Source organism: Bradyrhizobium sp. USDA 10063 (assembly GCF_054063735.1).
In genome coordinates this window covers 7,947,882-7,960,410 of record NZ_JBSSGP010000002.1, presented here as the reverse complement: position 1 = coordinate 7,960,410, position 12,529 = coordinate 7,947,882, and the positions used below count along the sequence as shown (strand labels likewise).

7 protein-coding genes and 2 pseudogenes are annotated in these 12,529 nt (G+C 58.9%); 4 read left to right on the top strand and 5 right to left on the bottom strand.

Annotation, left to right across the window (positions count from 1 at the left end):
• Positions 1 to 472: 472 nt before the first annotated feature.
• Positions 473 to 679: a cold-shock protein gene (locus tag ACVJGD_RS39480; protein ID WP_456639210.1), complete on the top strand. Its 207-nt coding sequence runs from the start codon at positions 473 to 475 to the stop codon at positions 677 to 679.
• A gap of 101 nt (positions 680 to 780) precedes the next feature.
• Here the strand turns inward: ACVJGD_RS39480 and ACVJGD_RS39475 are convergent, their stop codons facing one another.
• Both ACVJGD_RS39475 and ACVJGD_RS39470 read right to left on the bottom strand, forming a co-directional pair.
• A complete protein-coding gene (locus ACVJGD_RS39475) occupies positions 781 to 2,412 on the bottom strand; it encodes a portal protein (RefSeq protein WP_456639209.1) in 1,632 nt (543 codons plus the stop codon).
• A gap of 379 nt (positions 2,413 to 2,791) precedes the next feature.
• Positions 2,792 to 3,325 carry a cytochrome b gene (locus ACVJGD_RS39470; protein WP_456639208.1) on the bottom strand — a complete coding sequence of 178 codons (534 nt, stop codon included), beginning with the start codon at positions 3,323 to 3,325 and terminating at the stop codon, positions 2,792 to 2,794.
• Between the two features lie 1,262 nt (positions 3,326 to 4,587).
• Here ACVJGD_RS39470 and ACVJGD_RS39465 point away from each other — a divergent pair.
• The gene (locus tag ACVJGD_RS39465; RefSeq protein ID WP_456639207.1) at positions 4,588 to 4,755 is read left to right on the top strand and encodes a hypothetical protein; all 168 of its coding nucleotides are present in this window, start codon (positions 4,588 to 4,590) and stop codon (positions 4,753 to 4,755) included.
• Positions 4,756 to 6,321: 1,566 nt separating this feature from the next.
• On the opposite strand, the pseudogene ACVJGD_RS39460 reads toward ACVJGD_RS39465, so the two are convergent.
• Positions 6,322 to 6,515 (bottom strand): annotated as a pseudogene (locus tag ACVJGD_RS39460) (IS6 family transposase); the annotation flags it as partial.
• A 226-nt stretch (positions 6,516 to 6,741) separates the two neighbouring features.
• Complete coding sequence (locus ACVJGD_RS39455) at positions 6,742 to 8,370, bottom strand: putative bifunctional diguanylate cyclase/phosphodiesterase (protein ID WP_456639206.1); 1,629 nt, start codon at positions 8,368 to 8,370, stop codon at positions 6,742 to 6,744.
• Between the two features lie 597 nt (positions 8,371 to 8,967).
• On the opposite strand from ACVJGD_RS39455, the gene ACVJGD_RS39450 reads away from it, so the two are divergent.
• Positions 8,968 to 10,371 (top strand): GGDEF domain-containing protein, encoded by a 1,404-nt coding sequence (locus tag ACVJGD_RS39450; RefSeq protein ID WP_456639205.1) that lies wholly within the window; start codon positions 8,968 to 8,970, stop codon positions 10,369 to 10,371.
• A gap of 7 nt (positions 10,372 to 10,378) precedes the next feature.
• Here the strand turns inward: ACVJGD_RS39450 and ACVJGD_RS39445 are convergent.
• Positions 10,379 to 10,960 (bottom strand): annotated as a pseudogene (locus ACVJGD_RS39445) (IS630 family transposase); the annotation flags it as partial.
• 81 nt (positions 10,961 to 11,041) lie between these two features.
• On the opposite strand from ACVJGD_RS39445, the gene ACVJGD_RS39440 reads away from it, so the two are divergent.
• Complete coding sequence (locus tag ACVJGD_RS39440) at positions 11,042 to 12,214, top strand: IS110 family RNA-guided transposase (protein ID WP_456639204.1); 1,173 nt, start codon at positions 11,042 to 11,044, stop codon at positions 12,212 to 12,214.
• Positions 12,215 to 12,529 lie beyond the last annotated feature (315 nt).

Sequence of the window (12,529 nt, the reverse complement as noted above, 5' to 3'; positions counted from 1 at the left end):
CCGTGTGAGCGCGCGCGACCTTGTCCCGGTCGGGGTTCGGCAGCTCAATTGCCCAATCTTCATCTTGTATAGCCGCCGGATCTCCTGCGCGCACGTGATGCCGGTCCGCGCAGCATCATCATCCCTGGAATGCGCACAGCATGCCTTGGTTGTTGATGGCAGCTACGACAGCCCGCGATATGCGAGCTAAATGGGTCGACAATTTTCAACGCAGAACACCGCGCTCGCATCAAGGCGTTGCAGAACTTACCGGCCGCGCCGCGTGCTGCCTCCGTGTAATCCCATCTGATCGAGCCAGCCTGAGGATGTTGGCAATCGCACACGATTGTCAGCTTTGCGTCCACTCTCGTCGATCGGACGCTCACCATCCTTGTAGGATCAGCATTTTCGATCCGGCATGCCGGTTGCTCCATTCTCGGCACTATCACCAACCAGCGCACGGACTGGGCGCGGCAGCAAAGGAAGTGATCGTATGGCAACGGGTACTGTGAAGTGGTTTAATGGTCAAAGGGGGTACGGCTTTATCGCTCCAGATGACGGCGGAAACGACATTTTCGTCCACATCAGCGCCATAGAACGCGCTGGACTCTCTGGTTTGGCAGAAGGCCAAAAGATTTCTTACGAAATCAAAGTCGACCCCAAGCGTGGCAAAAGGTGCGCAGAACACCTGCGGGTCTGATCAGGTCCGTTGGTGATCGATCTCCCGCAAAAAATTGCTAAGACGAACAGGCTGTGTCTTTTCAGAGATGATGCAGCGGATCAGAGGGTCCGACGGCGTCGTCAACTTAATCGACCGCCGAGCCGAAGGAGGCGATTCTCGAAGGTTCGAGATTCGGTGCCTTGCTCGATCTGGGAGACGGCGATCTTGTTCTCGCGTTCTGCCGCATTGTCTTCCAGCTCGCGCTGTTGTTTGACCAGATCGGCCTGACGATCCTGCGCCGCGTTCGCAGCATCCGCCTGCGTCTTGGCGTGCTTGGCTGCCACGCCCGCCATCTTGGCCGGGTCGACCGGAGGCTGTTGCGGCTGGCTCATCGCGCCGATGTTCGGCGAGAGCGTCTCCTCGACGCCGCTGATGCCAATCTCGTCGGTGTACTTCAGGATCGCCTTCTTCGGGTCGAAGGCCTGCGGCGCGCCCATCACCACTTGCCGGTACGCTTCCGCCTTCGCCATGCGATGCAGCTTAGTCGGATTATTCGGATCAGAGACGGGAGCAAGATTGTAGTCCTCCAGCGCCTTCAGGAAGAAATCCTTCTCCCACTTCATCGCCGGCTTCTTGTTGAAGCGCCAGAATGCCTCAGGGTCTTCACGGAAGCGCTCTTTCAGCAGCTCGAACTCGCGGGCCTGCGACGCGTGCAGGCGCTTGTTGACCGCGCTCACGGGCTTGGAGGCCCGCTCGATCAGAGCCAGCGTGGTGCCGACCGGAGCGTCTGCCCTGCCCTCCGCGACTTGCGTTTGTGCGGTGCCGCCGAGACGCTGGCCCAATTGCTCAACATGCTCGACGAATGCGGTGAATGCGGCGTCGGGCGATTTGTAGGGCAACGGCATCACCGCCTTGGTGATATCGTCGACCGCGGCATCCAATGGCACGCCCGAGCCCGGAGCAATGCGGAATTGGTTCGTCAATTGCCTGCCCGCGCCCTTGAGATACAGGAAGCCCGGGAAATTGGCGAACATGCCGGCGTCGATGAACTCGCGCCACAATGCGGTGAGCGCCTTGGTGGTATTGCCCAATAGGTGCAACAGGCCAATGCAATAGAAGCCGAATGCCCGCATGTAGGGGAAATCGACGAAGTATTGCTTTGCCAAGCATTCCTCGTCGCTCTCACGCCAATTGCGGCGGACTTCGAGAACGCGCTCGGTGTTCTTCTCGATCGAGACCTTGTAAGGCAGGGGCAATTTCTTGCCCTTGAATTGCTTCGGGGCGAATTGATCAAGGTCCAATTCGCAATAACATTCGTAGACCTCGTAATCGAGATCGCGCGGATCAGCGGACTTCTTGACGGCCGAGACCTGTTCCTTGGTCTGCTTGACCGAGTTGTCGTCGGTCGTCTGCTGCGTCGGTCGGCCCAGCTCGATGTCGCGATAGGCACCCGCGATCTGCATCCGGCGCATCGTCGACTTGGGCATGCGGATGCGATGCGTGATGCGCTCGGCATCGGCGAGGTCGGCCACGTCCTTCGAGACGATGAAATCCTCGACGTCAACCGAGCGCGAGACCGGCCGGCGCTTCAGCGGATCGTGATAGACCTTCTTCACGCCAAAGCCACCGAAGTCGACATTGAAGAACATCTGGTCGCTGTCGGCAACGTAGCCCTTGTCCACTACGCTCAGGTAGTGGTTCATGTCCTTTTCGAGCGCATCCTCGATCGCGTCACGCTCTTCCTCTTCCGGAATGACGGGCATTGCCGGCATCGGAGGCATCTGCAGGGCTTGCGGAGCGGGCTGCGGCGCGGGCCCACCAGCCTGAGGGCCAGGTACAGCGGCTGCACCACCAGTCGGCGCAAGACCGGGCGCAGGCATCGGAGGGCGCTGCATCCCGGCGGCAGCGGGAGGAGGCGGGGGACTGCCGCCGGGTGCGCCAACACCGGGCTGGGGTGGGGGGGACGGTGCAGCGGTGAATGCGAAGCCCGCGTTGTGCATCGTGTCGTGGAAGCAGCTCCGGCACAGATCGACCGGGCCGATTGTCTCGGTCCTGCGGCCGGCAAAGCGCGCCATCAGTTGGCCTTATGCGACGTTTTCAAGAGCTTTGATTTGCCCCGGCAATTCGCGCTCCAGCCGAGCCTTGGCATCGCTACGGCCGCATACGGTCGAGCAGATGGTCACGCCACACGTAATGATGTCCGAAGGCCGCCAAGGCGTGAACTGCCGCAACCAACATTAGCGCATTGGCCACGAGTTCGTGCCACTCGTTGATGCTATGACGGGTCGCCGCATCGCCGCTGCCGAACTGCGGCACTGACCACAGTCCAAACACATCGAAGCCGCGATACGATGCATTAACGATGCCGGTGAGGACTACGAGGCCAAGCAGGACGTACAATGCCTGATGCGTCAGTTTTGCGATCATTTGGAGAGCGCCGCTTTCGGTAGGCGGCAGCACGCGTCCAAAATGCGCTCGCCAAGCAACCCGCGTCACAAGAACGAACGCGGTGAGAACGCCTAACAGCACATGCGTGGACCACACTCCGGTGCGGAACGCCCCACGCGGAAACAGCTCCCCGGCCTGACCGATCCCCCATAGGGCTACGACAAGAGTGACGGTGATCCAATGCAGCCAGACCGTCGTAGGATCATAGCGTTCGGCGTTTTTGACCAAGTGGCTCATGGCCACTCTATTGCACGCGGACAGGTAGAAAGTCTTTGATCTCGATCAACCAAGTGCAGGGCGGTTGCCCGTTTTCGCCGGAACGAGCGCAAGATCTATGCGTCGTAGAGCGACTTTTCCTTCGGCCGATGCATCATCTGGTCGCGTATCTCAGCCGCAGCCTCGTGGCTGAACACATCAGCCCATGCTTGCGGAGCCATGTGACTGCCGGTGTCGTCGCGTCCACCAAGTCCTTGAACTTCCACTTGGGGAACGTCTCGGCCTGTGAGATGACTTTCTCCGACCATTCGGTATCGGGTGCCCAGATGAGCCCCGCGGCGAACGACGGTTCAGCCGTGTGGGCACGAGCAATCTCGTCCCTTGTCGGGGACGGCAGCTCGGCCCAATTCTCATCCTTTCCTTAGACGTCGTATAGCGCTTCTGGGTGAGGCCAAGGCTCCGTCGCGGGGCCCTACTGATGGTGGGAGAGACCAAGCCTTGGACATTTGATCCAAATCAATGACGTGGACATCCTCCTGATCTAACCATTATCGATGGGAGTCAAACGAAAGCGTAATCGATCCAAACCGATCGGCTCACTTCAGGAGCGGCTGACCAGCACAGCCCAGCAATCTCGCGCACGCGCCAGACGTCTGTCACCGGGCGCCGAGCGGGACAAGCTCCTCGAGCAAGCGCGGCAAGCCGAACGGGCTGCTGAGTTAGTCGAAGCTCTAAATGTGTGGGCCCGACCGAAATGAATGACGTGCAGGCGTACTTGGAGAAGCTTCGGAATGACGCCGAAGAGTGCGAATTAATCAGCAAGCTCGCGACTAACGCGACTAAAAACGCATTGTTTGCCAACTTGCTGACTACCACCGAACGTTGGCTAAGGAAGTGGAGCAAGCCATAGCGGCCTCCTCCCTAAATACGAGCGATTGAACCAGCCCGTCGAAGCTCGCTCGGCCTCTCCGCTCCGCAGCTCCCGCACAAGGCGACCAGCGCGATTGTCCCCCGGCGCAATCGTGGGTCGACGCCGGGGCCGCTCCCTCTCGGCTGATGGGGGGCTACCGATCAGCGAGAGATTGCGCGCCAAGAAGAGCACAATGATCGAACTGGTGGTAGTTAAACTTGTCCCGCGGTGCCGCAAAACATCCTAATGCGCCTTTTGGCGCCGACCTAAACTCCATCGCCTCGCCCGGCTCGGCTGCCACTTCGAAAGTCGCTAATTCCGAAGGCTGCGTTCAGATGGCCTTCAACTGGCGCTCGCCTGCAGGAGCCGATCTATGAGGATCGACACCATGGCCACCGCGGTAGATTTGCTTGACGCCCACCGAGCCGGGGACCTTGAACACATTCTAGAATTTTTCGCCGACGATGCCTTTGTTGAATGCAACTGCAGCAACACCATGATAGTTGCCGGCAAAGAAGGGCTGCGAGCCTATTGGGTCTAGGGTCTCAGCGATTATCCACTGGAAAACGTTGACGCAGACGTCCTCGAATCGAGTGGGAATCTTTGCCGAGGCAGATCAAGATACTGAGAAAGTCGCCAATAGAAAGTTGATTGCTGCCGCGCACAAAGCTGTCAACAGCATCGGCGTGATCCGTAACAATACCGTTCTCTCGCGTCGCTTCCCCGACAATGATGTCGATAGAAAACGTGTCGAGTTAAACCAGGCCGCCGAGCACCTCATTACGCAAATACAGCATAGCTCGTTGCCCTTGCCGGACAGAAACTCTTCTTTGTGGTCCCGCGCAAAGATTACCGAAACCCACTCTGTTTTCTCCATCCAAGAGCACGAGAGGCTTCTCTGCCTAAGCGCGAACAGAATTGTCACACGACGGCTATCGGCTCTCGATGGGGATGCGTCGTTCGGACCGACGAAAGTACTTGCGTGTGCAGTGCGGTAGCGTTTTGCTATCGCGCCCTCCTTGGGCGTTTCCTCCCTAGACTTGGGCCGCTTGTCGATCAAGCGGCCAATTTTTCTTGCCCATCAATCCCGAGCTCTTGGCTCGCATATGCATGACTCGAGATTGCGCTTGATGCAGAACGAGATAGACCGAGACGAAGACTTGGATGCGCGCGCTGCCTGAGCTTGGCATCTTCGGTGAGCGCCTTCTCTGCTTGTGCTGGAGGTGCATTATGGTTGTCGGTATGCAGCATCCCGTAAGGGTTCATTCCTGTGCTGATTGACACGCCGCTCGTCTGAGATACAGGAGTGGTGCTCGTCAGCAGCACGGAAGCCGCGACCGAATTCTTCGCCCAACTCTATACGAAGATCATCCGGCGCCATAAGCGAGCGTCGGATCGGATGTGCCGGCGGAATCGAGCCGGCAGACCGACGGGGCTTCAGCTGAGACGTGTTCTCGACGTCGGAACTCAACGACCAGCGCTGACGCGCCAACATGCCGCCTCCAAGCATCTGGACACGCGCATTCCGGTGCTCTTCCATTGCGATCAGCTGATCGCCGGCTGGAGACCCTTCTAGCGACGGCAGCTGTCGAGAACCTGACAACCACAACGCTTTTCCGACATGCAGGGTCAAGGTGGCACGATGTATGCCCGAGCGATGCGCGAAAGCGGATGGTGACGCCTTGAGAGAGGCCGCGTATCGAGGCGGATGTCGAGCGTGCGCGAGAGCGCCCAGAATTGGCTATGGCGACAGGTTCCCCGCCGCCCTGAAAGCCGATCAGCTCTTTCTTGCCCAAAAGCGCGCGCAGCGTCGCGGGTTCAAGGAAGCGGCGGATCGTTTAACGTTCGCAACCTCCGCCATTATGAAATCGACGAAGAGCGAGCACGTGTTGTACGGTGAGCTATGAACTGTGCACGGCAGCGTCAACTTAATCGAACGCTGAGCCGAAGAATGCGATTCTCAGAGGTTCTAGATTCGGCCGTGAGGCTTGTGGTGAAGATCTCGCCAAGTCTAAAGGCGCGCTCGCGCGAAACCCGACGGAAGTCGGCAGTGACGGCAACGGGATAGGGGATGTGGAAAAGGTTCGTGACCTGTCGCCGCGAGCGCGCGCTGGCGGATCCGATCGGAGAACGCCTTATATAATTTCCGTCCCCCATTGGCGCACGGTTTCATAGTTCACGCCAACGCCACACGCCGCCAGCGTTTCCTCGACTATGCGCAAGCTTAAGGACACGGAAATACAACCAAACGGCATAGCTGATCACTTCTGGCAGGAAGCGAGGGCGGCGATAAAGCGACATGCCGCTCGTCTATCCCCTCGGCCGCTCCAATTCGTTAACTTGAGGCCACCTGCTCCGGTCCTCATATGGGCCAGAGCGAGCTTCAATCGGATTAAGTCCAGGGCTGGGATCCTGCTCCATCTTTGAGTATGACCTGGAAAACCGATATCCACTTTTCCGGGTCACGCTTGAGGAACCATTATAAACGCTTGTGGCAGAAGCTGCCCGAAGAACCGAGGACGCCGAATCACGCGTGCAGACTTCTTGTCCCATCTTCAGCAGCCGCCGTGCGGCCGGATTCTCGATTAAGCAACGCGGTGATACCGGCGGCCGGGACGGCACCACTAAACAGGTAGCCTTGTCCTTCCGTGCAACCATTGGCCACCAGATAGGCCAGCTGGCCTTCGTCTTCGATGCCCTCGGCCGTGGTCGTCAAGCCAAATCCTTTGGCAAGGCCAAGGATAGCACGAACGATCACCCGGCTGTCGGCACTGTCGTCGAGATGCGACACGAAGCTGCGGTCTATCTTGATCTTGTCGAGACGAAACGAAAGCAGCTGGCTAAGCGTAGCATAACCAGTTCCGAAATCATCGATCGCGATGCGGACGCCGGCTTGACGAAGTTCATCAATCACGGTCTTCGCAACCCCGGTCTTCTCTACGAACGCGCTCTCGGTAATTTCAATCTCCAGGCGGAGCGGACTGAACCCGGTTTGCCTAAGAATCGATAGAATGCGCTGTCCAAGCGCGGGATCACGCAATTGAATGGGCGAAATATTGAAGGCAAGCGTAAACGTCTCGGGCCATGCATTGGCATCGAAACAGGCGCGGCGAAAAAGCTGATCTCCAAGAGAGTTGATGAGGCCCGTCTCTTCTGCAATCGGAATAAACACATCGGGTGGAATGTGCCCCAAAGTTCTGTTTTTCCAACGCGCCAGGGCCTCGAACCCGATGATGCAATTGCCTTTGAGCGAAATCAATGGCTGGTAGTGCGGCTCGATAATATCGGCCGTGATAGCGCTACGAAGCTCTCGCTCGATCTGGATGCGCCGCTCGACATGCATGTCCATCTCTGGTTCAAAAAACCGAACACACGACCTGCCATCGCCTTGTGCGCGATAAAGTGCACGTTCTGCGCGCCTGACCAATTCGTCGAGATTGACGCCGTCAATCGGAGCGATGGCGATACCAATTCCAACACCAAGCTCGGCTGACCCTGTCTCGATCGCGAAAGTGTTGGCGGCGGACGCCACAATGCGGCGCGCCAGATTGGTGGGATCGTCGAGGGAGCTAATGTCTGGCAGGATAATCCCGAACTCGTCGCCCCCAATCCTCGCCAGGACGCCATCCTTGCGCAAGATGTCGGCGACACTGTTGGCAAATTCGCATAACGCCTTGTCTCCCGCTGCGTGGCCATATGCGTCCTTGATCCTCTTGAAGCCATCAAGGCCAAGCATCAGAACGGCCACCTGGTGCGTGTCGCTGGCGAGGCAAAGGCACGCATCAAGTTTTTCATCAAACAGGCGACGGTTAGGCAGGCCGGTCAAAGGATCGTGTCGCGCCAGATCGCGCGCTTCTCCTTCTGCAATGGTTCGTGCTTTGGTTTCGCGGACGAGATCTCGATAGCGGCGAACACTAAAGATAGTCAGCGCAACGCTCAGGAACAACGCGAAGAATATAATGAAGACGATGTCGTCGAATGCCAAATCCGTATAGCCCAGTCCCAGCTGAAACAAGCGAGGGCCAAGCTGATAGACATGCGCCAAGGTCGAAGCGAGAAGGACGCCCCCAAAGAGAGCAATGAAATCCTTTGTGGCAGAACGACGCCAATCGAACCAATCGGCGTGCGATACGCGCGATCGTGGTGACAAACTCATCACAGTCGAACCTTCGCTGACGGGTTCTGGTGAGGTTTTTACAGGTAGCACAAATGTGAAACCAACACCACATTTTGTGCGCCGATTGTCGGAACTTGAGTAACGCTTCGCCGGCCGCGACGGTAAACGCGCCGCCGGATCGCGATGATTGTTCCCGGCAAAAGTGATTTGCGATCGGCTCGGCCAGTTTGCACCTCGTCAGCGCGGCCGAAGCCACGATTTGCGCCCTCAGGATTCCGTTTCAAGATTTCGAGAGCTCTGGGGCGCGCGAGTGGCGGAGAGCGAACGGATGGCGGAGCATCGCAGCTATGGCTTCTAGCAGCTATGGCGATTGGTAGGTGGACATGATCTCTCACGCCTCCATGGGTACGCGCCAACCACGAGGCGGTGTCTCGTGCGACGTTGCTGAGCCTCCCGGGGAGGTTGCATGCTCTGGAATTGAAGGGCTTGGCGTGTTACGATTGATGCCATGAAATCTTTTTCGACTGGCTGTGCGACTCCCGAGTATCGTGCCGGTTTAACCGCGCACTCGCGGCCGGCGAAGCACCGACAGTCCATGAAACGACGCAGGTATCATCATGGGGACGGTATAGGCATATGAGCACGAATCTCGCGGTACACGAGCCGCCCAATGCGCTCCGGCTGGTCACACAGGCGTATATGAGCCTTCTCCTCATCGCCTTTGCCCTGATGCCCGCTCAGTTCATCGTCTACCTTTATTTCCAGCAGGATCCCACGCTAAAATTCGAGAATCACCTGTTCCACGAATTCGTGATTGCCGTCGCCACCCTCGAAGGACTGTTCATCACCTATGTGACGTGGTGTTGCTATCGGTCTTCAGGCGAACCTCTGTTGCGTTGGTTGACGCTGGGTTTTCTCGGCTTCGTATTGATCTATTCCCCGCACGGCGCCTTCACCGGGATGGCACACCGCAACATTTGGCTGTTTCTGCTCTATGGACCGGCGTCGCGTCTCGCGATGTCGATTTTGCTCTTCGTTGGGCTGCTCAGCTACAACCAGCCGTCAGACGAGGTCGAGAAGCGTTCCGATGCGCTCGCATGGCTGATGTGGATTGGCCTGTTCCTGACGATGGACGTAGCCGTCGCGTTGATCGCCTACTCCCCCTATGCGGGTCACCCGGCGGTACGCTTGTCCATGGAGGGCGGCGCACTGTTCTTCAGCGCGCTAAACGTCGCGGTCATGCTTATGCGACGGATACACTCGCCGCTCATGCTTGTTTTCGGCATTTCGGTCGCGTGGTCTGCGCTATCGTCGCTCGCATTCATTCTGGCGGCGCCGTGGAATCATATGTGGTGGCTCGCCCACGCGATCTTTGCTGGCGGGTTCTTTCTGCTCAGCTATGGCGTTGTCCAGGCTTTCCGAACGACGCAATCGTTCTCGACCATCTATAGCCAGGAAGAAATGACGGCCCGTCTGGCCGAATCGATGGCCGAGACGCAAAGGGCGCTACAGCAAGTGCAACTGAGCAATCAAAGGTTGGAACGCCTTGCCGCCACCGACCCACTGACCGGTGCCGGAAATCGGCGCCACTTCATCGAGCATATAGGTGCTGAGATCGCGAGGGCCAAACGAACCGGTGCTCCATTGTCTCTGCTGTCGATTGACCTCGACCATTTCAAGGATATCAATGATTCACGTGGTCACAGTGTCGGCGATGAGATCCTACGCGTATTCGTGCGAAAGTGTTTGGAGGCGATCCGCCCCTACGACTCTGTCGCGCGCGTGGGCGGTGAAGAATTCATGGTGTTGCTGCCGGGAGCGACGCTCGACACGGCTTGCGCGGTAGCCGAGCGCCTTCGATCGGCCATCGAAGGCGCTGCGTTCGACGTCGGAGCCCAACCGCCGGTCGGCGTCACAATCAGTGTTGGAGTGTCAGAGTTCGGTCGCGATGGAGTCACGCTTGACGGGTTCCTGAACGTCGCCGATCAGCGGCTCTATCGCGCAAAATATGAAGGTCGCAATCGTGTGATTGTCGCCTAGTGGTCTATCACAGTGATTTTGACTCTTTGGCGGTGGCTGGATAGGCGCGGCCGAGTGTGGCGCGGGCTTTGTCGGTTGTGAACATCCATTTGATGCGAGCTCGGGTTTTATTCCGCCGCTTTTGCCATGCTGAGATCTCGTTTCGGAGCCTTTTGGGATCGTCGATGCGGCGGCCGAGACACTGGCGCTGCAGCACGCTGATCTCGCACTCAACCATGTTGAGCCAACTGGCGTGTTTTGGCGTGTAGTGGAATTCGATGCGGCGCAGGATGCGCCGGGCCTCGGCAGGCGCAAATGCTTGATACAGCGCGCCGGCGGTATGGATCGACAGATTGTCCTGCACGACACGGATGCAGGCGGCGTCGGGATAATGGACGTCGACAAGCTCACGCATGCAGTGGGCGTAGTCCAGGGCGGCGCGGCGCTCGGTGAGCTTGACGTTGCGCCAGGGGCGGTTCACGTCGAGGAAGACGAACAGGTTGGCGGTGCCGTTGCGCTTGTACTCGCAGTCGTAGCGCTCGCGCTGGCCTGGCTTGGGAGGGACCGGCTGGCGCACCTCGCCAATCAGCTGGACGGGGGTCTTGTCGAAGATTCCATGGGGAGTGGATAGCGACCAGGTCTGAGGCCAGACTGAGGTTGGTTGCTGAATCCATTCAACCTGGAGACGACGATGTTGCTCGATCATCATTCCGACGGACCGGCCGCTATCCGCACGCAGTTTGGGGCAATTTTTGTGTCGTTGGAACTGAGCCGTTCGGCTTGGCTGGTTACCTCGCTGTCGCCCGGCAAGAGCGAGAAGATGTCCAAACACAGCGTCAAGGCCGGCGATATTGCGGAACTCTTGAAGCTGTTCGCGGAGCTAAAGCGCAAGGCGCGGGCCCGAACGGGTGAGAGCTATCCGATCATTACGATCCAGGAGGCGGGGCTGGATGGGTTCTGGCTTCACCGCAGTCTGCAGCACGAGGGCATCGAGAGCCACGTGGTGGATCCGGCCTCGATCGCGACTCCGCGCCGGCGCAGGCGGGCCAAGACGGACAGGCTGGATGGCGAGACGCTGCTGCGGGCGCTTTTGGCCTACAAGCGCGGCGAGCCGCGGGTGTGCGCGATGGTCGTTGCTCCCTCTCCGGAAGAAGAGGACCACCGCCGGATTTGCCGCGAGCGGCGGACATTGATCGCCGAGCAGATCGAGCATGTGAACCGGATCAAAGGCCTTCTGTTCGCGCAAGGGATATCTGATTACGCGCCGTTGCGGCGCGACCGGCGGGCGCGCCTTGAGGCCCTGCGTACGGGGGACGGGCGCGCACTGCTGCCGCATCTCAAAGCGCAGGTCAGTCGCGAACTCGATCGGCTCGAACTGTTGCTCGACCAGATCAAGGCAGTGGAGGCCGCGCAGGATGCTCTCCTGGTCGAGGCGGGAAAGCCAGCGGGCGAGAAGAAGGGCGCACCGGCCCCGGTCACAATGCTGCTCGCCTTGAAGGGAATGGGCGCCAACTTCGCCGGGGTTCTCTGGTCGGAGGCCTTCTACCGCCACTTCGCCAACCGTCGTCAGGTTGCTGCCTATGCCGGTCTTGCGGCCACGCCATGGCGGAGTGGCGGTATCGAACGCGAGCAGGGCGTGTCGAAGGCCGGCAATCCGCGGCTGCGCACAACCATGGTCCAGCTCGCCTGGCTGTGGGTGCGCCACCAGGAACAATCGGCTCTGACGCAGTGGTTCAAGGCGCACAGCCAGCGCGGCCGCAAGCGTGCGATCGTGGCGCTGGCCCGCAAGCTGCTCGTAGCTCTGTGGAAGTACGTAACCGCTGGCGTCGTGATTGAGGGAGCCGTGATGAAGTCTGTCGCCTAACACAAGCACTCTCCCCCGCAAACTCAAAACCAATCTGCCGAGGTTCGATCAGCCTCGGCCGATCCGGGTGGACGAACCGATGGTCTGCATGGCCTCAAAAAGCCGCATCGAAGAATGGTCTCGTCCTCTCGAGCCTGCCCGCCGCAAGCGGAATGTTGGTGCAGTTGCCTCGCGCGACGACCGAATGTGAGTTTGATCTGGCAAGTAAACCAGATTGCCAAAACCGGCTCGACCTGGGATCGCCATCGAAAAAGGAGTTATCTGGCCAGCCTACACTCGACCACATCAGCCTGATGGCGTGCTCGATCAAGTCAA